General features: G+C 61.6%; 17 protein-coding genes and 1 pseudogene. 10 read left to right on the top strand and 8 right to left on the bottom strand.

The genetic code is table 11. The annotated features are described in order from the left end of the window. Positions 1 to 20: 20 nt before the first annotated feature. The 4 genes from CHINAEXTREME_RS00635 to CHINAEXTREME_RS00650 are packed head-to-tail and all read right to left on the bottom strand — an operon-like array spanning position 21 to position 4,383. Complete coding sequence (locus CHINAEXTREME_RS00635; RefSeq protein ID WP_007143744.1) at positions 21 to 1,157, bottom strand: ABC transporter ATP-binding protein; 1,137 nt, start codon at positions 1,155 to 1,157, stop codon at positions 21 to 23. A gap of 3 nt (positions 1,158 to 1,160) precedes the next feature. Then, positions 1,161 to 2,048, bottom strand: coding sequence for a carbohydrate ABC transporter permease (locus tag CHINAEXTREME_RS00640; RefSeq protein WP_007143743.1), 888 nt, complete (start codon positions 2,046 to 2,048; stop codon positions 1,161 to 1,163). Further along, complete coding sequence (locus tag CHINAEXTREME_RS00645) at positions 2,049 to 3,014, bottom strand: carbohydrate ABC transporter permease (protein ID WP_007143742.1); 966 nt, start codon at positions 3,012 to 3,014, stop codon at positions 2,049 to 2,051. Then, positions 3,004 to 4,383: an extracellular solute-binding protein gene (locus CHINAEXTREME_RS00650; protein ID WP_007143741.1), complete on the bottom strand. Its 1,380-nt coding sequence runs from the start codon at positions 4,381 to 4,383 to the stop codon at positions 3,004 to 3,006. The genes CHINAEXTREME_RS00645 and CHINAEXTREME_RS00650 overlap by 11 nt, the downstream gene beginning before the upstream one ends. Positions 4,384 to 4,669: 286 nt before the next feature. On the opposite strand from CHINAEXTREME_RS00650, the gene CHINAEXTREME_RS00655 reads away from it, so the two are divergent. Continuing rightward, on the top strand, positions 4,670 to 5,122 hold the full coding sequence (locus tag CHINAEXTREME_RS00655; protein WP_007143740.1) for a DUF4385 family protein: 453 nt from the start codon (positions 4,670 to 4,672) through the stop codon (positions 5,120 to 5,122). A gap of 247 nt (positions 5,123 to 5,369) precedes the next feature. Next, a complete protein-coding gene (locus CHINAEXTREME_RS00660; RefSeq protein ID WP_007143739.1) occupies positions 5,370 to 6,689 on the top strand; it encodes a TIGR00341 family protein in 1,320 nt (439 codons plus the stop codon). Positions 6,690 to 7,032: 343 nt separating this feature from the next. On the opposite strand, the gene CHINAEXTREME_RS00665 is transcribed toward CHINAEXTREME_RS00660, so the two are convergent. Beyond that, positions 7,033 to 8,394, bottom strand: a complete 1,362-nt coding sequence (locus tag CHINAEXTREME_RS00665; RefSeq protein ID WP_007143738.1) for a hypothetical protein — start codon at positions 8,392 to 8,394, stop codon at positions 7,033 to 7,035. A 90-nt stretch (positions 8,395 to 8,484) separates the two neighbouring features. On the opposite strand from CHINAEXTREME_RS00665, the gene CHINAEXTREME_RS00670 reads away from it, so the two are divergent. Together CHINAEXTREME_RS00670 and mtnP are read left to right on the top strand one after the other, a co-directional pair. Continuing rightward, a complete protein-coding gene (locus CHINAEXTREME_RS00670) occupies positions 8,485 to 9,819 on the top strand; it encodes an IS4 family transposase (RefSeq protein WP_076738684.1) in 1,335 nt (444 codons plus the stop codon). A gap of 1,420 nt (positions 9,820 to 11,239) precedes the next feature. Beyond that, positions 11,240 to 12,097 carry an S-methyl-5'-thioadenosine phosphorylase gene (gene mtnP / locus CHINAEXTREME_RS00680; protein WP_007142443.1) on the top strand — a complete coding sequence of 286 codons (858 nt, stop codon included), beginning with the start codon at positions 11,240 to 11,242 and terminating at the stop codon, positions 12,095 to 12,097. Between the two features lies 1 nt (position 12,098). On the opposite strand, the gene CHINAEXTREME_RS00685 is transcribed toward mtnP, so the two are convergent. The 3 genes from CHINAEXTREME_RS00685 to CHINAEXTREME_RS00695 all read right to left on the bottom strand — a co-directional run bounded on the left by CHINAEXTREME_RS00685 (position 12,099) and on the right by CHINAEXTREME_RS00695 (position 17,203). Next, a complete protein-coding gene (locus CHINAEXTREME_RS00685) occupies positions 12,099 to 13,166 on the bottom strand; it encodes a segregation and condensation protein A (RefSeq protein WP_007142442.1) in 1,068 nt (355 codons plus the stop codon). Then, the gene (gene smc / locus CHINAEXTREME_RS00690; protein ID WP_007142441.1) at positions 13,159 to 16,743 is read right to left on the bottom strand and encodes a chromosome segregation protein SMC; all 3,585 of its coding nucleotides are present in this window, start codon (positions 16,741 to 16,743) and stop codon (positions 13,159 to 13,161) included. Before smc ends, CHINAEXTREME_RS00685 begins: the two co-directional genes overlap by 8 nt. 139 nt (positions 16,744 to 16,882) lie before the next feature. After that, the gene (locus tag CHINAEXTREME_RS00695) at positions 16,883 to 17,203 is read right to left on the bottom strand and encodes a DUF7518 family protein (protein ID WP_007142440.1); all 321 of its coding nucleotides are present in this window, start codon (positions 17,201 to 17,203) and stop codon (positions 16,883 to 16,885) included. 429 nt (positions 17,204 to 17,632) lie between these two features. On the opposite strand from CHINAEXTREME_RS00695, the gene CHINAEXTREME_RS00700 reads away from it, so the two are divergent. The 6 genes and pseudogenes from CHINAEXTREME_RS00700 to CHINAEXTREME_RS22390 all read left to right on the top strand — a co-directional run bounded on the left by CHINAEXTREME_RS00700 (position 17,633) and on the right by CHINAEXTREME_RS22390 (position 25,212). Beyond that, entirely contained in the window at positions 17,633 to 18,490 is an 858-nt protein-coding gene (locus tag CHINAEXTREME_RS00700) for an SDR family oxidoreductase (protein WP_007142439.1), read from the top strand. A 3-nt stretch (positions 18,491 to 18,493) separates the two neighbouring features. Further along, entirely contained in the window at positions 18,494 to 20,512 is a 2,019-nt protein-coding gene (locus tag CHINAEXTREME_RS00705; protein ID WP_007142438.1) for an AMP-binding protein, read from the top strand. Between the two features lie 236 nt (positions 20,513 to 20,748). Continuing rightward, a complete protein-coding gene (locus tag CHINAEXTREME_RS00710) occupies positions 20,749 to 21,639 on the top strand; it encodes a sulfurtransferase (protein ID WP_007142437.1) in 891 nt (296 codons plus the stop codon). Between the two features lie 294 nt (positions 21,640 to 21,933). After that, positions 21,934 to 22,953, top strand: a complete 1,020-nt coding sequence (locus CHINAEXTREME_RS21335; RefSeq protein ID WP_152423897.1) for a hypothetical protein — start codon at positions 21,934 to 21,936, stop codon at positions 22,951 to 22,953. Between the two features lie 567 nt (positions 22,954 to 23,520). Next, positions 23,521 to 23,813: pseudogene (locus tag CHINAEXTREME_RS00715) on the top strand (hypothetical protein); the annotation flags it as partial. A gap of 556 nt (positions 23,814 to 24,369) precedes the next feature. After that, positions 24,370 to 25,212 (top strand): DNA methyltransferase, encoded by an 843-nt coding sequence (locus tag CHINAEXTREME_RS22390; RefSeq protein ID WP_274520326.1) that lies wholly within the window; start codon positions 24,370 to 24,372, stop codon positions 25,210 to 25,212. Positions 25,213 to 25,221: the final 9 nt, after the last annotated feature.

Genomic DNA, 25,221 nt, shown 5'->3' on the forward strand with positions numbered 1-25,221 from the left:
CCGGCCAGCTATGGAGACAGTCAGTCGTGGCGGCTGGCCGGATACTCTTCGGTCACCTCGCCCGGTAAACCCTCCCGACGGGCGACTGCGGCACCCGAATCGAGGTCGAAGAGGTGAACCCGCTGTGGTGGGAAGTCGATGCCGACCCGTTCGCCCTCCTCGACCGCATCGGGGCCGTCGGTCGTCACGGTCACCGTGGCGTCGGCGACGGTCAGATACGCGTGTGACGTCTCGCCCAGCGGCTCGACCACCTCGACGGTTCCCGTGGCGGCGCCCGTCCCAGCCTCGACGATCTCGATCGCCTCCGGCCTGATGCCAAGCGTGAACGGTTCGCCGGACGGCAGTCCGTCGGCCCTCTGGGGGACGGGATACTCGAACCCGTCGCCGACGAGGCTGTCCCCTCTGCGGGTGACCCGTACCGTGTTCATCGCCGGCTCGCCGATGAACTGGGCGACGAACTCGTTTTTCGGCCGGTAGTAGCAGTCCAGCGGTTCCCCGACCTGCTGGAGTTTCCCCTCCCGCAGGATCGCGATCCGGTCGGCCATCGTCATCGCCTCCGTCTGGTCGTGGGTGACATAGACCGTCGTGACCTCGAGGTCGTCCTGGAGTTGCTGGATCTCGGTCCGCATCGTCGAGCGAAGCGAGGCGTCGAGGTTGCTGAGCGGTTCGTCCATCAGGAACACTGCGGGGTCCCGAACGATCGCTCTGCCGAGCGCCACCCGCTGTTTCTGTCCACCGGAGAGCGACCTGGGTTTTTTCTCGAGCAACTCGCCGATGTCCAGCAACTCGGCGGTGGATTTCACCCTCTCGCGGCGCTCGGCGGCCGAGAGGTCGGTCGTCATCTTGAGGCCGAAGGCCATGTTCTCGGCGGCGGTCATGTGCGGGTACAGCGCGTAGTTCTGGAACACCATCGCGATGTCGCGTTCCTCCGGCCGTCGGTCGTTGACCACCTCCCCGTCGATGCGGATCTCGCCGTCCGTGACCGATTCGAGGCCGGCGACGCAGTTCAGCGTCGTCGATTTCCCGCACCCGGAGGGGCCGACGAGCACGAGAAACTCCCCGTCGGCGGCCGACAGCGAGAGATCCGAGACGGCCTCGATCCGGTCCTCGCCGCGCCCGAACGTCTTCCGCAGTCCGTCGATCTCGAGTCGTGCCATGGGTTATCCTTTGACCGCCCCCTCGGTGAGTCCACGAACGAAGTACCGCTGCAGCGCGACGAAGAACGCGATGATCGGGACGATGCCGACGACGGCCGCGGCTGCGACGTTGGTCCACTGGGTGGCCAGCTGGTTGTCGAACACGTAGATCCCCATCGAGAGGGTATAGAGGTCCTCCCCGCCGGGACTGAGCATCGTGTACGCCATCACGAACTCCGACCAGGTCAGTACGAAGTTGAAGATCGCAACTACGGCGATGCCGGGCATGACCGGCCGCAACAGCACGTACCGGAGCGTCTGGAGCCGGTTGCAGCCGTCGATCCGGGCCGCCTTGTCCAGTTCCGTCGGGATGGTATCGAAGTAGCCTTTCAGCAGCCACAGCGAGAACGGGATCTGGAGCCCGATGTACAGCAACACGAGCCCCGCGTGGCTCTCGGTCAGCCCGAGCGTCCGCATGATGTCGTACAGCGGGAGCACGATCACGATCGGCGAGATCATCTGAAAGCCGAGCACGGCCAGCAGTAGCGACCGTCGACCGCGGAACTCGAACCGCGAGAACGCGTACGCCGCCGGCGTCGTCACGACGATGATGCCGGCGACCGTGAGCGCGGTCACGAACAGCGTGTTCCACAGCCAGCGGAGGATGCCGCTGTCGAGCACTTCCCGATACGACCCGAGCGACGGGTCGCTCGGGATCAGTTCCAGCGAGGTGTACACAGCGCCCTCGGTCCGGAGGCTGAGCGAGAGCACCCACAGGACCGGAAACAGGAAGAAGCCGATCGCCAGGGCGTACACCAGGTAGGTGATCCCGTCGTAGCAGTACCGGCGGAGACGCGGCCAGGAAACCCTCGACCGAAGACTCCCGAACGTGGTGTCGGTGTTTCCCGCCATCTAGATCTCCTCGCTGATGTCGAACACGTGGAAGTAGACCGCCGTGACGGCCAGCGTCACCGCGAGCAGGACCACCGCCGTCGCCGCGGCCATCCCCATCTGGTAGCTGTCGAACGCCGATTTGTACATCGACAGCGCGATGACCTCCGTCGCCCGCCCGGGGCCGCCGTTGGTCAGCGCGAAAATGAGGTCGAAGGAGTTCAGCGAGTAGATCGTCACGAGAATCGTGACGACGAACACGACCGGCTTGAGTTGCGGCAGCGTGACGTACCGGAATCGCGCGACCGGACCCGCCCCGTCGACCTTCGCGGCCCGGTACAGTTCGTCCGGCACCCGCTTCAGGCCGGCGTAGAACATGATCATCGAGAACGCGGTCCCGCGCCAGGCCCCGGCGGCGATGACCGAGATCACCGCCATCCCCGCGTCGGAGAGGAACGGCACGACCTCGAATCCCAGCCGGCCGAGCGCATTGTTGACGACCCCGACGTTGGTCTCGAGCAGCATGATCCGCCAGACGAGCCCGATGATGATACCCGGGACGACCCAGGCGCTGAGCACCACGACACGGGTCAGAAGCGGGCCACGAAGCCCGCGCCTGACGCCGTAATCGATGGCGAGTGCCAGGCCGAGCCCCAGGCCGAGTTGGAGGACGATGCTCCCGACCGAATAGATCGCGGTCACCCTGAGCGTCGAGTAGAACCGCTCGCTGCCGAGCAACCGGCGGTAGTTCTCCAACCACACGTACGATTCCTGGGAGCTGATGAGGCTCGTGTCGGTGAGGCTCATCCGGAAGACCTCGACCATCGGATACAGCTGGAAGACGCCGATGAACAGGAGGGCCGGTAGCAGCCAGAACAGCGGATGCGAGACGGCTCTGTCGACGAGGTCGGCGACCGTCCCGTCACCGACGGTCCGACGGAGACGCGCCCGGAGCGAGCGTTCGTCTGCCGGGGGCTCAGTCGTCATATTCGACGTCGCCGTCGTACGAGTCGGCGACGTTGTCGAGCATCGTCCCGACCGCTTCCTCGGGCGACGACTGCTGGGTGAACACCCGCTCTTTCGCCGTCACCCACTCCTCCGCGATGGCTTCGGAGTATATGGGGGCGCTGGGACGTGCGACGCCGTTCCGCAGGAACTCCCGGAACTGGTCCTGGAACCTGAACGTGTCGCTGCTGAAAATCTCGTCGTCGTCGAACACCGACTCCCGGGTCGGGAGCTGTGAGCCTTCCTCGCAGTATCGGCCCATCGTCGCCGGCTCGACGGCCTTGGCCGCAAACGACTTGGCTGCTTCGGCGACGTCGCCGTCCTCGGCGTACACCCCCTCCGTCCAGCCGCCGACGCCGGTCGCGAACTGGTCGGCCTCGCGCATCGGAATCTCCGCGACGTCCCAGCGCTCGGGGTCGTCGTCGTTCGGCTCGATGCTGATCTGGTAGCGCGAGTTGCTGCCGATGAACATCGCTGACTGGCCGTTCGCAGCCTCCTCGCCGAGCTGTGCGGGATCGTCGAGCGTTCCGACACGCTGTGGGGTCACGCCCGCTTCGACGAGGTCCGCAAAGAACTCGAACGTCGACAGGAGCGCGTCGTAGTTGTCCTCGTCCCCGAGCACCGGCATGCCGTCGTCGTCGACCAATTCGCCGCCCTGTCCCCAGAAGAAGGGCAACGTATCCAGCGCGCTCATCTGAACCGTGAACCCGTCTATCCCCTCCCAGTCGGCGATCGCTCCGCCGACCTCGAGCAGGTCGTCCCAGGTCCGCGGCGGGTCGCCGTCGCCGTACTCCTCGACAAGATCGGTCCGGTAGTAGAGACATCGGAGCCCCGTGTAGAACCAGGCGGCGAGGAGGTCGCCCCCTTCCATCGCGGTCTCCTGTACGAACGGAAAGAAGTCGTCGACGTCGTCGACGTAGTCGTTCAGCGGCTGCAGGTACTCCCTGTTGTCGGGCACCCAGACGGAGTCGAGCGTCGACGAGGCCGGTGCCTCCCCGTTGCTAGCCCGGGTGACGAGCTGGGACTCCCACTGGTCGAGGTCGGCCTGATAGACCAGGTTCGCCCGGTACTCCGGGTTCTCTTCGGCCCACTCATCGAAGCGGGCCCGCATCGCTGACGCGGCTTCGGGCTGGAGGCTCTCGTCCTCGTCTGGGCTGTAGAAGGCGCTCGTCCAGTGGTCGAACGCGACGTCGCCGGTCCCCACCCGCTCGTGAGTGACCGGCCGCTCGTCGTCGTCACCCCCACCGCCGGCACAGCCGGCAAGCGCCGCCGTCCCTATCGCACCGGTCGCGAGCAGGACGGTCCGTCTGGACCGGCCATGGTGTTCGTCGTTTGAAACGTCGGTAGGCATAGCCACTACCTATGCGCTATTTTTACAAAAAATCATGGGGGTAAGGGGCCGTGCCGTCCCGCCGTTCCCCGCTTCCACCCCCGTCCAGGCGTCCGGTGTCGGACGGGGCAGCCTGTCCTACTGGCCGCCGCTGTGCCGTACTCGCGAACTGTACCGTACTCCGGTGGCCGCGCGGTGATTACCCGCTTCAGTACGAGACGGAACGGCCCACCCGGTGCTGCGGGACGGGGATCCGAGTAAGACCGATGTGGTCCGATGCCGTAGGAGCGGATCCGAGTGATCACCGGTGAGCGACGACCTCGAATACGACGTCGACTTCCGAGAGTCCCCCGAGGAGTACGAGATCGGGCGCGGCGAGCAGGGCGTCTTCAAGATGCAACCGTACAAGGACGAACTGTTGCCGCTCTGGTCGATCAAGAGCCTCGAGGGGGCCGAGGAGGCCGCTGCGGGCATTTACCGAAAGTTCGAGGAGTACAAGCGGGCGAACGAGTTTCCCGGGATGGATCTCGCGCGGAAGTACTTGCAGATGGGATGGACCCGTTCGCTCAGGTACGCCAAGTACCCGGGAGGGCAAAAATACGAGGAGGACGAGGACGGAAATCGCGTCGAGCGCGACCCCCAGCAGTGGTACGACGAAGAAAAGTTCGAGATAGCACAGGTGTACCGCGAGTACCTCGATCGAGTGAAAGAAGACGAGACGTACCAGCGACGGAAACGCGAGTGGCAGAACCGCGAATAGGTGCGTAGCGCTCCGCCGTCACGCCGTCGGCGGAGCGACCTCCGCCGTGTCCCTCACCTCCAGTTCCAACGGACGGCCGCGTGGTTTCTCGGTTCCGTCGAAGGGTCTCGAGTCGTAGACGGGCTATCTCCGGATCCTCCCGATTCGGAGCCGATTTCGGGGACGGAGCCTCTCGGGTGGGCTGTTCCTCGCCGGTGGCGGGCAATACAGAACGAACGTTTTTCTGCAAGATCGTGGATACGGCGCTATGCGGCTCGTGGAAATTCTGATTCCGAAGGAAAAGCGCGACGCCGTGGAGGCGGTGCTCGAGGACGAGGACATCGACTACACGCTCATCGAGGAGGAAGGCCGCGAAGAGCCGTCGGTGATTATTACCTTTCCCCTCCCGGCGCCTGCGGTCGAGTCCGTTCTCGACGCGATTCGAGACACGGGGATCGACGAGGACTCGTACACCGTGATCGTCGACGCGGAGACCGTCATCTCCGAGCGGTTCGACGACCTCGAGCAGCGATACGCACAGAACACGCCGCGCATCTCCCGCGAGGAGATGCAGGCCCGAGCGAAGGACCTCACGCCCCGATTCAGCACGTACCTCGTCATGACGATCATGAGCGTCGTCGTCGCGACCGCCGGCCTCCTACTCGATTCCCCGGCGGTCGTCGTCGGCTCGATGGTGATCGCCCCGCTGATCGGCCCCGCCCTCGGCGCGAGCGTCGGGACGGTCATCAACGATCGCCCGCTGTTCCGTCGGGGGATCAAACTCCAGGCGATCGGCCTCGGTGTCGGTGCTATCACCGCTGCCGTCTTCGCGCTCGTCGTTCGAACGACCGGCCTCGTTCCACCGATGATCGACCTCCTCGAGATCTCGGAGATCGAAGGCCGCATCCGTCCCGATCTCCTCTCGCTCGTCATCGCGATCGGTGCCGGCGTCGCGGGGGCGTGGACCCTCACCGCGGGCACCTCCGCCGCGCTCGTCGGCGTGATGATCGCAGCGGCCCTCGTTCCGCCGCTGGGCGTCGTCGGTATCGGAATCGCCTGGGCCAACCCGGAGATGGCCCTCGCAGCAGGCGTCCTCGTCCTCGTCAACATCCTCGCGATCAACGTCACCAGCCTCGCCGTCCTCTGGTACAAGGGGTATCGCCCGGAGAACTGGTTCGGCGAGGACGAGGCCCGCGTCGCCACCAGGAGACGAACCGTCGCGCTCCTCGTCGCGATACTCCTGCTCTCGAGCTTTCTCGGCGCCGTCTCGTACGACACCTACCGAACTGGAGCGTACGAAGAACGGGTCAACGAGGACGTCGCGTCGGTTCTCGAGTTGGACGAGTACGATGGACTCGAACTCGTCGACGTGAGGGTCGAGTACACCGATCCGGTACCCTTCCGGCAACCCGATCGCGTCGTGGTCACCGTCAGCCATCCGGTCGGGACCGATCCGCCGGCGATTGCCGACGCGCTTCAGCAGCGAGAGAGCGTTCGCGCAGGGTCGGCACTCCACCTGCCGACCGGTCCACTCATCGACTCCAAGCGGGCGGACGTCGTCGTCCAGTATTCCGAACGAGATCGGTGAGGCGTCGGAGTCGCCTGTGTTCGGGTATCAGACCGGTTTCTGGCCGTTTTGATGGGTGCGTAATAGAAGACCGCGAAGACCAGTACGCGTAAATCGATGGCCTCGGCACTCATAGGGCTCGTCGTCACCGGGTGCCGAGTCCGGCTCGGAGCGGGTGCATCGTCATCGGCCAGGTGGCGCTACGGGAGCCGGATCAAAGACCGTTCCGATCGACTCGAGGATATCGATACGTCGGACGGTATAAAAACCGATACAACGAGCCGCGGGGACTGAAATGGATTGTTCGCGGGCAGTGTCGGAAACGGAACGGCGCTTCCGCCGAGACTACCCACTCAGTCGGCCGCTAACAATGCTCCTTCGGATCGACAGTCGCCGTCGCGACTGGGTGGCCTTCGTAATACAGCGTCACCGTCGCTTCGCCGTCCGGTGCCGCGACCCAGAAGACCTCGGCGTTGGTGAGGTCGTCGGGAATCGTAACCGTACCAGTCTCGCCGGTTTCGGCGACCCGGTAGACGAACGTCTTCTCGGCGTGGGCACCGCTTCGCACGTAGAACCGCGCTTTCTTCGCATCGGGATCGTAGCAACGAGCGTCGAATCCGAGACGGTTCCTGGGAATACACCCCGTTTCGGTCGCACTCCGGGCGGCGTCGACCTGTTCGCCGTCGTAGAAGATTCCGACGAGTGCTTCACCGTCCGGTGCGGGAACTTCGAAGTAAGTCGTGCTCGTCGGTTTGACGGTGACCTGACCCGTAATACTGGTATCGTCGACCCCGTAAATCACGGTAATCGGCTTCTCGTTGCCGTTTTCGACCCGGAACCGAGCCATATCCGTTTCCGCATCGACGCAGACGGGAATTAGGGAAACCTTCCCGAGGTCGACTTCTCCATCCTTGTCGTAATCGTGCCCCTTCGATGGTTTCGATCCGCAGTCGTTCGGGTTGTCGAACGTCTTCCCGTTAGCGGTCACCGAGAGGATTTTATCTCCAGCTCCGAGTGGCGAATCGTAGAACTGGAAGACGTTGAACGTCCACGCGTATGCGATACTCCCCTCGGATTTTTGATAGACCCGCAAGTCGTCCGCGGTGACCGTTTTCTGTACGGTCTCGATTCGGCCCCGTGTGGCGTTGTAGGTTCGCACCCGGATGCGCTTCAGATAGTCGTCGGTTCTGCGGACGAGTTGTGCCGGAACGAAACCGCCTTCGTCATCGTGCACGGGAAACGTCGCCATCCCGTCGTCGACGGGGATCTTGATCGACTTCGCCTTCTTCCCCACTGCGGGGAGTTTCATGTATCCACCGTCCTCGAGCGGGATCTTGTAGTACGAACCGTCTTTCAGCTTGTACGGGACCGTGATCGCATCCTCCGTCTTGCCTTCGACGGGAATCTTGATAGATCGCGTACTGTCGTCGTCGTTTTGAACGACGAGTTCGAGGTAGTCCTCGTCCAGACGGAGGGTCGGAATCGCCAGGTAGGTGTTCCCGCCCTCGGTGGGTAACAGGATAGCGTTGTCCGTCGTGCCGGCTAACGAGATCGTGAGGGAGCCGTCCTTCGCCGTGATCGGGACTTCCACGTATCCGTCAGCGGCTGGTGTGACGAACTCCTCGTCGAAGTAAACCGTAGTCGAGTAACACTCGTTAAATTCGACCTTCGTGATGCCGTCTTCGTCGCCGGTTTCGTGTCCGTCTTTCTTTTCACCAGCGCTCACTGTGTTTGTTCCGAAACCATTCGTTCTAGTTTAGCAGAGTGTAGCGCCGTCTGACTAGATATCGTTGTGACTACCAGTCAGAGAAATCCGGTGGATAGTGTGACCTACTCCCCACCGGATTCAGTGATTGTTGATCGGATTCAAAGAGCGTTTCCCTCCGATGAGTTGCGCGAGCGCGCTCGCGCAACGAATCTCGTAGAGCGTGAACGGAAATTCGACGCTGTTGCGCTGTTCTACACGCTTTCACTCGGCTTCGCTGCTGGATCAGACCGATCTATTCAGGCCTTTCTCGAACGATTCGTCGAGATGGCTGACTGTGACGAACTCTCCTATGCAACCTTCCACGGGTGGTTCTCTCCACCGTTCGTTGCACTCCTTCGAGAGATTCTCGATGACGCCATCGAGAATCTCGATACCAGAAGTGCCGACCTTAGCGGACGTCTCGAACGGTTTCGAGACGTCCTCATCGTCGATGGGAGCATTGTGTCTCTCTATCAAGATGCTGCAGATGTGTACGCTGCAACCGGTGACGATCAGGCTGGTCTGAAACTTCACCTAACAGAATCACTCTCAACTGGCCTTCCGGCACGGTACCAGACAACTGACGCTAAAACCCAAGAACGGAGCCAGCTACCCACCGGCGAGTGGGTAGCTGGCGCACTTATCCTGCTTGATCTCGGCTTCTACGACTTCTGGTTGTTCGACCGCATTGACCAGAATAACGGCTGGTTCGTCTCCCGTGTGAAGGACGACGCAAACTTCGAGATCGTCGAAGAGCTCCGGACGTGGCGGGGCAACAGTATCCCGCTCGAAGGAGAGTCGCTGCAGGACGTCCTTGACGACCTGCAGCGACAGGAAATCGATGTTCGCATTACCCTCTCGTTCGAGCGAAAGCGAGGGTCGTCCACCAGCCCGCCCCGAACGTTCCGGTTGGTTGGTGTTTGGAACGAGGACACTGAGGAGTACCACCTCTATCTGACGAATCTCTCGAAAGACGACTATAGCGCGCCCGATATCGCACAGCTCTATCGGGCGCGCTGGGAGATCGAATTGCTATTCAAGGAACTGAAATCGCGCTTCGGACTTGACGAGATCAACACGACCGATCCGTACATCATCGAGGCGCTGGTCATCATGGCCGCGATCTCACTGCTGATGAGCCGTGTTATCGTCGATGAACTCCAGAAACTAGACAGAAAACAACAGGAAAGCGCCGACGACGCCGCAGCGTCGTCGCCGCAACTCCCTCGTCGGCGATGTTCTCACGCTGTCGAACGCCACGCACACCTGATCCAGTTGTATGTGATGCTCGATTTAGGGTACGAACTCCCGGATTTAGATGAGTTGTTGTTATGGGCGTCACGTGATCCAAATCCGCATCGTCCGAGATTACGTGATCAGGTTAAGTCAGGCGAGTTCTGGTAACGAACTCGCCTGACGACCGGGGAACCCCCTGTCTCAATAGCGGCAGCTCTGGAACGGCGACGCACTCACAGCCGTGAGTGCGCCGCCTCAAAGGTATCACACGACGAATCCGTGACTGCCTGTTCCAGCGACCCACTCTCCTGAGCCAGTCCACTCCAATTTGGTATAGTCTCTGCTGAGATCCTGCTTCACCCCGTCGCTAAACTAGAACAGATGGTTCCGAAACCGACGCCGCCGACGAGGGCGCCCGTTGCTGCGATACCTTTGAGACTCCGCCGCCTGGAAATGCGATGTTCGTCTGTCATAGGTGCTTTTCCGGCCACCGACGGGGAAACCATCGGGCCGGCGCTACCGACATCTCCACCAAACGGACGTTTTGTAATCAGTGAACTACCGCTTTGAACGACAGTCCTAACCGTCGAACCCTCCCCGGGAGAACGAGCGTAACGAGAGAAAGATTGTCTCCTCAATCAAATTTCTCGCGGCCGGAAAATTCAGCTTACTAACACGGTACGGGAGTACGTGCCGGATCTATTCGATGGGTGAAAATAGCTGAAGAACGGCCCTACTATCCACAACGACTGAAATACTGCTTTCAGGGACTGAATTTGGCCGTGAAGGCAGTCCTTTCGAGGAGAAGTCGCCACCATCTCGAGATCGAATCGCACGGTAGGCCATCGTAACTCTGTTCATCACTGCGTGATGCAGTTGTGGCCTGAAGCCGGTATCTCGGATGGTAACCGACGAGTACCGGACCGCGGATCGACCGTACGAACGATGGATCTCGTTTACCCGATCTCCGCGTCGAGGTAGAGAGAAGGACGGATACGAAAGCAATCGAAGTGCTCGATCAGTCGTCGTCTGCTCCGTCCGGATCCGTGCCCTTGGTGTCCGCGTCCGATTCCAGGAATGCCGAGTTCCACTCGTCGATGAGGTTCTCGAGTCGACGCGTTCTTCCCTTCGAGAAGGTTTGGGGAGCCAGTTCGGACGCGGACGTCCGAGGTGCCGACTGGTGATCGGAGCCCGTCTTCGGGGTTTCGTTCCTCGTCCCAGACGTCGTTGACGAGGCGGTTCGTTGATTCGTCGGTGCTGCGGTCTCGGTTCGGTAGTTGCGTGTACTCATGTCGGTCGGGTTCGGTGAGGTCGTCGCGCGGTGCGTCGTGGTTCGACTCGAGGGGTTAGAAACGAGATACTGCTACGGGTACGACCGACGCGTGGTGCATGTACCATGGGCTACGAACCACTTATACATAAAAGTTAATGATAGATAATGCGATGGCCGGATCCCATCGAAACCGATCGGCGACGCTGACGGGAGACGAGAGAAAACCTGCCGCCGTTCCGCGTTCGTCGACGGACCGGGGGTCGGGGCGTGACGGGAACCCGACTGTTTACGGTACTCCCGGTCCGACGGGAGGGTATGACCATCGGCGTCATCGGCGGTAGCGGTATCTACGAGGCACTGCCACTCGAGAACACCCGCAAAGAGGAGGTTTCGACGCCCTACGGCGAACCCAGTGAGGCCGTCACGCTGGGCGAACTCGCCGGTAAGGACGTCGCCTTTCTTCCCCGGCACGGCGAGGACCACCAGCACACGCCGACCGACGCCCAGTACCGGGCGAACATCTACGCGCTCAAGTCGGTCGGCGTCGACCGCGTGATCGCGACCAACGCGGTCGGCAGCCTCCGCGAGGATCTGCCGCCGCGGACGCTGGTCGTGCCGGATCAGATCTTCGACCGCACGAAACACCGCCAGCCCTCGTTCTTCGGCGACGGGATGGTCGTCCACATGGGCTTTGCCGACCCCTACTGCCCCGAGATGGTCGATCACCTCGCGACCGCGGCGGAGGAGGCCACCGAGGACACGAAGACCGAAGCGGGCGGCACTTACGTCTGCATCGAGGGCCCACAGTACTCCACCCGCGCCGAAAGCGAGTTCTACCGCGATCAGGGCTGGGACATCGTCGGTATGACGGCGATCCCGGAGGCCAAACTCGCCCGTGAGGCCGAACTGAGCTACGCGACCGTGGCCGGCGTCACCGACTACGACGTCTGGAAGGCGGACAACGAGGTCACCCTGGAGGAGGTCCTCGAGAACGCCGAAGCGAACCAGGAGGCGATCAACCGGGTCGTCGAACACGCGATCCGGACCATGCCGGAGGACTTCGAGAGCGACGCCTGGTCGGCGCTCGAGGGGACGATCAACACGCCCGCCGACGCGATCCCCGAGGAGACGCGCGAGCGTGTCGACCTGCTGGCCGGCAAGTACCTCGAGTAACTCAATCCGCGATCGCTTCTTCCGGTTCGGCCTCGACCGACACCCGCTGGATCCAGAGGTCGCCGAACAGGTCGTCCTGCTCGAGCGTCACCCGGCCCCGGTGGGCGAGAAAGAGCAGGGCCAGGTACGTCATTACGCGCGAACCGCCCGCATCGTCGATCTCGGCGTACAGCACCTCGTCGCGACCCTGGTCGTAGTGGACGGCGAGTTCGTCCTCGACGTCGTCGATGACGTCCTCGATGTCCTCCTCGTGAGTCGTATGGGTTACGTCGTCGCTGGTCGGCTCGTCGCCGGCGCGCATGTCGTCGGCCCCGCGGTAGCTCAGTTCCTGCACGCCACGGTCGTACCCGCTTGGCGAATCGCTCGTGTCGTAGCTTCGGGACTCCTTCCACCGGCTGTCACGTTCGGCGCTGCGGAGTTCCCGGACGAGTTCGTCCAGCGTCTCGGGCTTGCCGCGGGCGTGTTTGCGCTCGAGGCGGCGTTCCATCTCGGCCTCGAGGTTCTCGACGGGGTCAAACCCGGGCGGACGATCCTCGTCGGCGTCGCCGGCCATCGCCCCGTCGTCGGCGAAGGGGGCCTCCCAGGGAGGGAGTTCCTCCTCCTCGTCGGGTTCCTCGGCGGCGAACAGTTCGTCGCTTTTCATCCGCAAGAGGACGCTGGCGTAGAACAGCGCGCGGCCGGACGTCCGGAGATCGACCTCGTCCAGGGCGTCGAGAAACCGGTCGGTGACGTGGACGATGTCGATGTCCCAGGGGTCGATTTCCCCGTTTTCGGCGAGCTGCACGAGGAGTTCGACGGGTTCGACCGTTTCGTCGTCTCCGTCTCCATTTCCGTCTCCGTCTTCACCGCCGTCCCCGTCCACACCCCCGTCGTAATCGGCCGAACCGGACGCCTCGAGCGCCTCGTCCTCCGAGAACTCGAGGACGGAGTCCCCATCGTCGTCGGCCGACTCCCCCGGTCGCTCGCGGTCCTCGTGCCCGGCGATGTTCAGCGGGATCTCGTCACCGCCGTCCGTGTAGAACTCGTCGCGATCGGCTCGACCGTCGGTGTCGGAGTCGCGCTCAGTCACTGACAGGCACCTCCTCGGGATCGCTGTCGCCGCTCAGGTCGATCCCCGTCACGGCGCTTACGTTGTCCTGTTGCATCGTGACCCCGATCGCGCGCTCGGAGCGATCGAGCATCGCCGAGCGATGGGAGACGACGACGAACTGCGCCTCCGCGGCGAGTTCCTCGACCATCTGTCCGACGCGCTCTGCGTTGACGGCGTCGAGGAAGGCGTCGATCTCGTCCAGGGCGTAGAACGGGGCCGGGTTGTGCCGCTGGATCGCGAAAATGAAGGCCAGCGCGGTCAGGGATTTCTCCCCGCCGGACATCGCATCGAGGCGCTGGACCGGCTTGTCACCCGGCTGGGCCTTCATCGTCAGCCCGCCGTCGAAGGGGTCCGCCTCGTCCTCGAGGTGCAACGAACCGGTCCCCTCCGAGAGTCGTTCGAAGATCTCCGTAAAGTGCTCCGAGATGGCCTCGTAGGCCTCCATGAACGTCGCCTTCTTCTGGGTCTCGTACTGTTCGATCCGGTCGCGGATGCCCTCGGCCTCCTCGACCAGCGTCGCCTTCCCCTCCTCGAGTTCCTCGAGGTCCTCGCGGACCTCGTCGTACTCGTCGATCGCGAGCATGTTCACCGGCTCCATCGCTTCCATGTCCGACTCGAGCAGGTCGATCATCTCGAGGACCGTATCGTGGTCGGGGACGTCCTCGGGGTCGTAATCGCCGACTTCCGCTTCCAGCGACTCGATTTCCCACTCGAGGTCGCCGGCCCGCTCGCGTTCGCCCTCGAGTTTGCTCTCGACCGTATCCACGCGGTTCTGCTGCTCGTCGCGCTTCTTGCGAGCCTCGGTGAGTTCCTCCTTGAGGTCGGTGCGCTCTTCTTTGAGTTCCGCGAGTTCCTCCTCGAGTTCCTCGACGGCCGCGCGTTTGGCCTCGAGTTCGTCGCGTTTCTCCTCGATCGTCGCCTCACACTCCTCGATGCGCTCCTCGTGTTCGGCCTTGCGGTTCTGGGCCGACTCGATGTCGTCGTGGAGGTCCTCGATCGCGTCCTCGGCGTACTCCTTCTCGAGGCTCAGTTCGTTGATCTTCCCGTCGAGGTCGTCGATCCGGTCCTCACGCTCGTCGATCTCGGCCTCGAGCTCCTCGATCTGCTCCGTGAGTTCGGGGATCTTCGAGTCCTCGAGTTCGGCCTCGAGTTCCTCGATGTCGGCCTCGATCTCCTCGATCTCGGCCGTTCGCTCGTCGATCTCCGCCGAGATCTCGTTCATCCGCTCGTCGACTGAGTCACGCTCCTCGCGCAGATCCTCGAGATCCGTCTCGAGGTTCTCGATCTCCCCTTCGATCGCTTCGCGTTCGTCCTCGAGGTCCTCGATCTTCCCTTCGATCGAGCGGACCTCGTCGGCGGCGTCGGTCTTGCGGTCGCGGGCGTCGTCGAGCCGTTCCTCGACGTCCCGTAGCTCCTCGCGCAGCGAATCGCGTTTCTCCTGGAGTTCGGTGATCCGCTTGGCGACGCGCTCGAGTTGCCCCTCGCCGCCGCCGGTGAAGGAGTACCGCGAGCCGCCGCCGGAACCGCCGGTCATCGCGCCGCTTTTCTCGACCAGGTCGCCGTCCAGGGTGACCATCCGATAGTCGCCCATGTACGAGCGGGCGGTCTCGATGTCCTCGACGACGAGCGTGTCCCCGAGCACGTACGAGAAGACGCCCGCGTACTGGTCGTCGAAGTCCACGAGATTGTACGCGAAGTCGACGACCCCCGGGTCGCTGGGCGCGTTGGGGAGCCGACGCTGGCTCATGTCCGTCAGCGGGAGGAAGGTGGCCCGGCCGGCGTTCCGGGATTTGAGGTGTTCGATACACTGCTGGCCGACTACGTCGTCGTCGACGACCACGTTCGCGAGCCGGCCGCCGGCCGCGGTCTCGCAGGCCACTGCGTACTCGCCCGCGACGTTCCCCAGTTGGGCCACCGCGCCGTGGACGCCGTCGATCCCCGAGTTGAGGATCGTCGTCACCGCGCGGCCGAACGACGAGTCGCCGCTCTCGCCGGCTTTCGCCTCGAGTTCGGCGTACTCCTGCTGTTTGGCCTGGATCTCGTCGTCGACCTCGTCGACGTCGGACTGGAGACGTCGCTTCTCGGCCTTGAGGTCGTCGACGACGCTCGCGATGTTCGCGCGGTTCGTCTCGGCCTTCTCGAGTTCGCGCTCGAGGTCGCTTCGCCGGTCCTCGAGTTCGGGGATCCGCTCGCGTTTCTCCTCGATGGCCGCCTCCTTCTCGTCGATCGCGTTCGAGCGCCGGCGGGCCTCGTCCAGCAGGCGGTCCTGCTCGCGCTGGAGGTCGTTCTTCTCGGTCTTGGCCGCCTCGAGGTCGTCCTTGCGCTCGGCGAGTTCGGCCTTGAGTTCGTCGAACTCGGTGTCGACGGCCTCGATCTCGGCCTCGAGTCGCTCCTTTTCCTGCTCGCGCTCCTGGATCTCGGTCTTGATCGAGGCCTTCTCGAGTTTGTGTTCGCGGGTTTCGTCCTCGAGTTCCCCGATCTCCTCCTGCTTGCGGTCGATCTGGACGAAGGCCTCGCGGCGATCCGACTCGGCCTCCTCGATCGCCTCCTCGCTGGCCTCGATCTTGTCCTCGAGTCGGGAGATGTCGCCTTTGATCTCCTCGATTTCGCTTTTGATCCGGAGCTGTTCCTCCTCGCCTTTCCGCTCGATCTCCGCGTTTAGGTCCTCGAGGTCCTCCTGCAGGCGGACGACGCGACCTTCTCGCTCGTCGAGTTCTCGCTTTCGGTCCGCGAGTTCGTCCTCGAGGTCGTCGATCTTCGCCTCGGTCGCCTCGAGTTCCTCGCGTTTCTCCTCGAGTTCGCTCGCTTTCTTGTACCCCTCGTACTCCTCTTTCTCGCGGCGCAGCCGGCGGTACCGCATCGCCGTTCGGCGCTCGTCCTCGAGTTGCTCGAGGCGCCCGCGTTTCTCCTCGATGCGCAGTTGTGCTTCGTCGATCCGTTCCTCGACGGTCTCGAGTTCCTCGAAGGCGTCTTCCTTCTTGGCGTCGAACTCGGCGACGCCCGCGATCTCGTCGATGATCTCCCGGCGGGCGCCCGGCGTCATGTTGATGATTTCGGTGACGTCGCCCTGCATGACGACGTTGTACCCCTCCGGCGTAACCCCCGCCTGGGCCAGCAGTTCCTGAATGTCCGAGAGGTTGACCGAGCGGTCGTTGAGGTAGTAGTAGGAGTAGTAGTTATCCTCGGTCTCCTTGACCCGCCGGCGGATGCGGATCTCGTCGACGTCGCCGACGTCCTCGCTGCCGGCGGCGTTGACCACCTGCGAGCGGGTGAGGGTGTCGTCGCTGTTGTCGAGGATGACCTCGACGACGGCCTCGCGAGGGCCGCTGGAACTCGAGCCGTCATCGTGACCGGGGTTGTAAATGAGGTCGGTCAGTTTCTCCGCGCGGATCCCGCGGGTGCGGGCCAACCCGAGCGCGAAGAGGACGGCGTCGATGATGTTCGACTTGCCGGAGCCGTTGGGCCCGGTGATCACCGTGAAGTCCTCGTAGAACGGAATCTTCGTCTTCCGACCGAAGCTCTTGAAATTGTCCAGAACGACTGCCTTGATGTACATGCTCTTCTCTCCGTGACGCGGGCGCAGACCGGCGGGATCGCGGGGTGCCGTTTGTGGGCGGCGAACGGCCGGCGGTCGAACGCGTCGAACGCCGGCACCGGAATCCTCGATCGTACGCGGTCCCGCGGTCGCCGTGCAGTTATGCGACGATAATGTCGTCGCTACCTGAGTCTTCCGCTTCGTCACTGTCACCGTCGTCGCCGTCGACGTCCGCCTCCGCGTTGGCGGCCGCCTCGGCGACGTCGTCCGGTTTCGCCTCCGCAGTTAGCGCGTCCTCGCCGGGCTCTCCCCCCTCCTCGGCCCGGCGCTCCGGGACGCGCGTCGGCGTCTCGGTGTCGAGCTCGGCCTCGAGGACGCGGATTCGCTCTTTCGCTTCGATGAGTTCGTCCGTCAGTCCCTCTACGGTCGACTCGAGTTCCGCGACCGTCGATTCGAGTTGCTCGACGCGGTTGTTCGACATATCCACTAGGCCCGTTCCCTCTTACATAAACGTACGTCAGACACAGCTAGACGTTCTGGTACTTGACATCGCCGGACACCGCGCCGACAGGGCCCCACGAACGGAACCGCGGCGGCTTCGGCGTCGGGTCGACCTGGGAGGAAGCGGTCTCCGTATTAGACCGCCCCGACCGCGCCGACCGCTATCCCCGCCGTCAGCGCGCCGTACGACCGCTGGAGGCGCGGCTGGAGGAACCCCCATCGGTCGGGTTCCTCGCCGCCGGTCAGCAGCAGGGCGATGGGAAACGTCCGAACCGGACCGCGAGTCGCCGCTCGAGCGACCCGCCGACTCTCCCTTGGCGATCAGTCGGATCTCGAGTTTCTGGGAGCGCCAGTTGCTATGTTAACACACGCTTTTACCCTCTGTTCGTCGTCGATACGACATACGAGCATGCCTCAACAACAGGTGACGCCGCCGTCCGTTTCGCGCGACGACATCCACACGATCCCCGACGACTCGTTTACCGGCCGGAACGTCTGTCTCGTTACCGGCGCGGGGTCGGGAATCGGGCGCGCGACCGCGCTCGCGGCCGCGGGGAACGGCCTGACCGTCGCCGCCACCGACGTCGACGAGGCGGGCCTCGAGGGGACCGTCGACCGGGCCGAAGAACTGGGGCTCGAGGGCGACGTCGAACCCATCGCGGGCGACCTCACCGTCGACGACGATATCGAGCGGATCGTCGATCGGGCCGCCGAACTGGGCGACATCAAGTACCTCGCGAACGTCGCGGGGGTGCAACACATCGACGCGATCGAGGACTTCCCGATGGACACCTACAACCGAATGCACGGGGTGATGCTCCGGGCACCGCTGTACCTCTCGAAGCTCTGTCTCCCGCACTTCCGGGAGACCGAGGACGGCGAGGGCTGCGTCGGGAACATGGCCTCCGTCCACGGCCACTACGTGACGAGCGACAAAGTCGGCTACAACGTCTCGAAGTTCGGCCTCCGGGGGCTGACCCAGTCGATCGCCGCGGAGGGGGAGGGCGCGATCCGCTCGTTCTCGATCAGCACCGGCTACGTGAAGACGCCCCTCGTGACGGCCCAACTCGAGGAGACGGCCGAACAGCGCGGCATCTCGGTCCAGGAGGTGATCGAGGACGTCATGCTCGGCCAGGCCCGCACGACGGAGATGATGGAACCGATCGACGTCGGCAACCTCTTCCTGATCGGGTTCTCCGACCTCGGGCGACACCTCAACGGCGGTGACCTGTTGTTTGATGGGGGTATGACGTTAACGTACGAGTGAACCATGACAGGCGACACCGCACTCGAGGACGTCGACGAGATCGTCCACGAGCCGAGCGACGAGTTCGTCGAGTCGACGAACGTCTACGAGTTCATGCAGGAGTACGGGATCGACGGCTACGACGAACTTATCGAGCGGACGACGACGGACCTCGAGGGCGTCGAGGAGTCGGGCGTCGACTGGTTCTGGGACGAGATCGTCGACTACCTCGACATCGAGTTCTACGAGGAGTACGACGAGGTTCGAGACGACAGCGACGGACCGCAGTTCACCGACTGGTACCCCGGCGGCGAACTCAACCTCGCGCACAACGTCCTCGATCGTCACGCCGCGGTCGACGAGGAACGGCGCAACAAGGTCGCGACGATCTGGGAGAGCGAGGACGGGGACGTCCGGGAGGTGACGTACCACGAACTCCACCGACAGTCGAACAAAGTCGCGAACGCCCTCGAGGAGCGCGGCATCGGGACGGGCGACACCGTCGGCCTCTACATGCCGATGGTGCCGGAGGTCGTCTCGATCCTCTACGGCTGTTTCAAGGTCGGCGCGATCGCCGTCCCCATCTTCTCCGGGTTCGGCGTCGACGCGGCCGCGACCCGGATCGAGGACTCGGAGTGTTCGGTGCTGTTTACCGGCGACGGCTTCCTCCGGCGGGGCGATCCGGTCTTTTTGAAGAGTTCCGCCGACGAGGCGATCGAACAGGCCGGCCACGTCGAGCACACGATCGTCTTCGACCGGCTCGGCTCGAGCGACAAACGGAACGAACACGAGATTCCCTGGACCGACGACCGCGACGAGTGGTGGGGCGAGGCCGTCGAGTCAGCCGACGACGACTACGAGACGAAGGCCGTGGACTCGAGTCAGGAGTCGATGCTGCTGTACTCCTCGGGGACCACGGGCAAGCCGAAGGGGATCGTTCACACCCACGCGGGCGTCCAGGTCCAGTGTGCCAAGGAACTGTACTTCGGGTTCGACCTGAAGCCCGCCGATCGGTTCTTCTGGGTCTCGGACATCGGCTGGATGATGGGCCCGTGGACGCTGATCGGGACCCACACCTTCGGCGGCACGGTCTTCATGTACGAGGGCGCGCCGGACCATCCCCAGCCGGACCGGTTCTGGGAGATGATCGACCGGCACAAGCTGACCCAGTTCGGCATCTCCCCCACGGCGATCCGCGCGCTGCGAAAGCACGGGGACGAGTGGCTCGAGGGCCACGACCTCTCCTCGCTGCGCCTGCTCGGGTCGACGGGGGAACCCTGGGACCCCGAGTCCTGGAAGTGGTTCTACGAGAACGTCGGCAACGGGGAAGCGCCGATCATCAACATCTCCGGGGGAACCGAAATCTGTGGCTGTTTCCTGATGCCGATGCCGACGGAGCCGCTGAAACCCTGTACGCTCGGCGGGCCGGGGCTCGGCATGGACATCGACATCGTCGACCGCGACGGCGAGTCGATCAAAGAGGGTAACGAGCGAGGCTACCTGGTCGCGCGTGACTCCTGTCCGTCGATGACCAAGTCGCTGTGGTCGGGCGATCAGCGGTATCTCAACGAGTACTGGTCCACCTGGGAGGACGTCTGGGACCACGGCGACTGGGCACAGGAGGACGAGGACGGGTTCTGGTTCCTCCACGGCCGGGCCGACGACGCCCTGAACGTCGCCGGCCGCAAGGTCGGTCCCGCCGAAGTCGAAGGGGCGCTGATCGATCACGACGCCGTCAACCAGGCCGCAGCCATCGGCGCGCCGGACGACACGACCGGCACCGCCGTCGTCACCTACGTCATCCTCGGTGAGGACTACGAACCGACGGACGACCTGCGCGAGGAACTTCGCGCCCAGGTCGGCGAGGAACTGGGCAAGCCGTTCCGCCCGCGCGAGGTGCTGTTCGTCGACGAGTTCCCGAAGACCCAGTCCGGCAAGATCATCCGCCGCGCCATCGAGGCCACCTACGTCGGCGAGAACCTGGGGGACATGAGCAGCATCGAGAACCCCGAGGCGCTGGAAAAACTCGAGAACCCGCAGTAAGCGGCGTCGACGGCCGACTGGAGGACGGCCGATCCCTTTTGTACCGCATGCCCCAGACGAGGTGACCGGCAATTTTCACCCACGCTCGAGACGGGACCTGACCCTGCCAAACCCCACCAGTTGCCGCTCCCTGCCGCGCTGGTGGCCGATACACCCTCGAGCCCGCGTCATCGACGACGGAGAAGGGTACTACTATTGACATAGTTATACGTGAGGGGGTCGTATGATGGTCCTGTATGACGGCACACGACACCGACGCGCTCGTCACGGCGGACTGGGTCGAGGACCACCTGGACGAGTTCCAGTCCGACGACCCCGACTACCGACTGCTCGAGGTAAACAACCCGACGGTGACCGACGACTCGGAGTACACGCCGTACGAGGACGGCCACGTTCCGGGCGCGATCTTCTTTCACTGGGAGGAGGACCTGAGCGACCCGGTCACACGCGACATCCTCGACAAGGAGGCGTTCGAGAAACTGAACGCCGAGGCGGGAATCACCGAGGACTCGACGGTCGTCCTCTACGGTGGCGGTCGGGTTCCCAACTGGTTCGCGCTCTTTGCCTACTGGCAGTACAAGTATTACGGCCACGAGGACGTCCGCGTCATCGACGGCGGGAAGCCCTACTGGGTCGAAAACGACTACCCGCTGACGACCGACGAACCGGAGTTCACGGCCGGGGAGTACGACGCCCGCGGGCCGTTCGAGAGCATCCGTGCGTACAAAAGCGACGTCGAGCAGGCGATCGAGTCGGGCGTCCCGCTCGTCGACGTCCGCTCGCCGGAGGAGTTCACCGGTGAGGTCATCGCGCCCGAAGGACTGCAGGAAACCGCCCAACGTGGCGGCCACATCCCCGGGGCACAGAACGTGCCGACGACGTCGGTGCTGAACGACGACGACGGGACGTTCAAGGACCCCGAAGAACTCGAGGAACTGTACGAGGACGTCGGGATCGACGAGGACCAGTCGGTCGTCACGTACTGCCGCGTCGGTGAACGCTCCTCGATCGAGTGGTACGTGCTCCACGAACTGCTCGGGTTCGACGACGTCGAGAACTACGACGGCTCCTGGACCGAGTGGGGCAACCTCATCCGCGCGCCGATCGAGACCGGCGACGCGGAGTAATCGCGCCGGCCCGTCGCTCCGCGCGACGTCTCCGGTTGATACTGGTGAATTGCCAGAGCCCTTGACACCGGCCCGAATGGTGATGGAGCCAGATGATTGGTTGTCTCCAGAAAATTCTGTCACTCATCAGGATTCAGACACCATGGAGCGTTCCGACGAACCTCTTACAATATTATCTGAACTTCTCCAGCTTAACTCCCAACACCGACGATTAGTTCAGAATTTTAATCCAAACTAAGCCAATAATAGTATAAATATCCAAATGTGAATAATTTTATATGGGGAAGAATCCTCATGAAAGTAAAGATTGAAATGGTGACTTATGGTAATGTCTTTTGGATGCGAGACAAAATTAATCGAAGGAAGCTATTGACGATGGTGCCTGGATCGGTTGCTACTACTGGTATAGCAGGTATCGCTACTGCCTCAGACGACAGGTTTTGTGAACCAGACTGGGCTGACGATGGTGATGAAGATGAATTTAGTGACGAAGATACTGAGGACTCGGCATCGAAAGTAGTGGTAAGTCGTAATGAGACCGTTCGAATTAATTCAGAAATCCATATTAATAACGTTTTTATTGGTAGCGGCGATTTTTTCTTTGACATTGGAGTTGGTGGATATATTGAGTCAGCCCCTAATCCAGACAAACCTTCACCAGACTGTGATAGGCAAGCTATTAAAACGCATGGGCTCAGTTTAAATATTAGCGAAGCGTCCCTGTTCTCTACTGGACACTCTGACCAAATACTTGTTGCACCCGATGCAGCCGCTGGTGATTCTGAATCTGATGTCTCCGATCTTGGTTTTACGATATTATCTGGTGCAATAGGACTCGCAAATACCAAGGCAAGTGCAGCAGTGACTGCTGCAGAAGCCGTATCTACCGGGTTAGATGTCATTGGAGAGGAAGAGGAAGATGGAGATAATTATGTCGAATACTTATGGAATGATGATAATCCCTCACCATCAGACTTCAGTGCTATTTCACACTATGCTCGTGCAGTCGTGATATCTCATAGTGATACTGAGATCCCGTATGAGTTCACACTTGAGCTAAATCAGATAGGAATTACTAATAGATGCTCAGAGGGATTAGAAGATTGTTCCGATTTTTACCCCCGTTCAGCGGCGGAGTTAGACAAAGAGTATGAAATACATGGTTTTAATAAAGACGGAGATGTGAGGCCACAGTCCTACTCAAAAACAAAGTTGTCCGAAGCGGAAGTTAGAGAGAAAAACTTGCCAGAAGAATTACTAGATGAAGGACCACTATACAAAATAGACAGTGATCCCTTGGTAAAAGAAATCTGATCCAGCACCCATTGTCACACCCAATAGATCACTCAGTAAGCCTGTCTTTGGTGAGACCGTGCTCTTAATCGGTCTTGAGCACGTTGACGAGGTCAGCGAGCAGTCTCGGGAGTGGGACTACAATGGTGAGTAGCGACCGACCTGAGAATGAGATGCAGTGCTGTCAAGAGATTTAATGGGTATCAGCGTAGGGGTTCGTAGGTTCTTACAAGCAAAACAGCATACTGAGAAACCGTACGACGAGAAAATTATATAAACTAGAAGGGTCATCAGAAATGATTATTCGCCCTTGGAAGCGAAAGTTGATCAAGAGCGGGATCGATTGCTCTGTTGAATAGCGGCGCTCAAGTCTAGCCTCCATTTCAAGTAGACTGGTCATGACCACCTTCCGTTGATCCTCAGTTCGTTTTTACGGAAGTCGCCCTCAACGGCTGCGCTTCAACAAAGCGGTTGTATCGGTTTCTTTCCTTCCACGTTGTCGAAAACGTTTTGCAATTTTTCGATAGAGATTTCGTCGAAATGATCCACTACGTCTATTAATCTGAACAGAAAGTTCTAACGACTACTATAGATGAAAACGACGCATTCAGCCGCGAATATATCGTGCACGATGATGGTGAGTACGTTGATAGAGACGCTCACGTTAACACCTGCGAGAGCCATGGATCGCTGGCACGATTCTGGCTCTTGCCCCACCGTGGCGTCTCCAAGGACAAGCTTACGTCATACCTTAGAGCGTTCCAACTCCGCCGTCAAGTTTATCAAAACCAGGGAGAGGGGCACTGAAAACAGCCTCAAAACTGCGCTATGACTCGCCAATAATCTTCACAAGAACGAACAAAGAATATTTGATTACATAGAACTAGCTGTTGATATGGATCGGCGCGAGTTCATCGGTTGTGCTGCAAGTGCTGGGATCAGTTCAACGGCAGGGTGTTTGTTTACTGACGCCGAAGAGTATGCGACGGTACAGGGCGTGGTTATTCTTAACACCCTTACCAGTCCTGTAACGGTGGAATTCAGTATCGAGAGCGAAAACACTGGAGACATATTGCATATAGGGGAGCATGAAATCCCCCCAGAGACGGACTGGCGTCCCGATTGTGTCTGGCCAGATGAACCAATTACGCTGGTCGTAGATCACAGTAGTGGCAACGGACAGAATAGTTTCACCTCGTCAGATGAAGACGGTTGTGTGCGTGTATTATTTCAAGTCGAGGGACATCGACCTTTACTATTCGTTCAGAACTCTCCCGAGTGTACTATCGACTCGCCACGGTGCCATACGGGTACCGAGGAATAGTACAAGGCACGAGAGGTAACTTCTGATTATTAGTCTATCAACTGTTGGTGGCATACTTTGCCTACGTGGCCTGTCCTGACCAGTAACTACCCTCACAAATCGAGACAAATCGCGTGCGACATTCGCGCCCTGTACTCAGCACGCCGCGGAGAACATCTCTGGGACCTGGTAGAGTCACTAGCTATCAAAATCCAAACTCGAGTGAACAGCCGTTCAGCCAGTTCTATGAATACCGAAAACTCCCTCAACAACTGTTATGTTCTTCTGATAACCTGGTCCGCACATGGAGACGTATCTCCCTCGAGTACGCACACGACGACGAGTTACCGTCGGGACACACCGACGAGGTTCGAACGCCGAACGCGCTGGTCGAACGCTTCCTGAAAGCGTACACGGAACCCGGGGACAAGGTAATCGACGTCTTCGCGGGGTACGGGACGACGCTCAAAGTGGCCGACCGACTCGATCGCGTCCCGTACGGCCTCGAGTTCGAATTCGACCGTGCCGCCCACGTTCGTGAGGAGATCTCGACCCCGGACCACGTCCGGCAGGGGGACGTACTCGAGTTGGACCCGTCGTGGTTCCCGGCCTGTGACTGTTGTTTCACGTCTCCACCGTTCATGGAGCGGACGGACGATCGGAACCCGTTCCGGAACTACTCGGGCGAGAGCACCTACGAGGACTACCTCGACGACGTCGAAACCGCGTTCGCGCGCCTCGATTCGGTGCTGGCACCCGGCGGACACGTCGTCGTCGACGTCGCGAACATGAAATACGAGGGACGAGTGACGCCGCTGGCCTGGGACGTCGCGGAACGGCTCTCGAACGTCTTCCGCTTCGACGGCGAGACCGTCGTCACGTGGGAGGGCGACGGGAGTCCCGACGAAAGGGAAGGGCGCTTTGGGTACGGCTACGACCACTCGTACTGTCTCGTGTTCACGAAGGATTCGGACTGACAGGGCGGA

The organism is Halobiforma lacisalsi AJ5 (assembly GCF_000226975.2).
In the GTDB taxonomy this organism is placed as follows: Archaea; Halobacteriota; Halobacteria; order Halobacteriales; family Natrialbaceae; genus Natronobacterium; species Natronobacterium lacisalsi.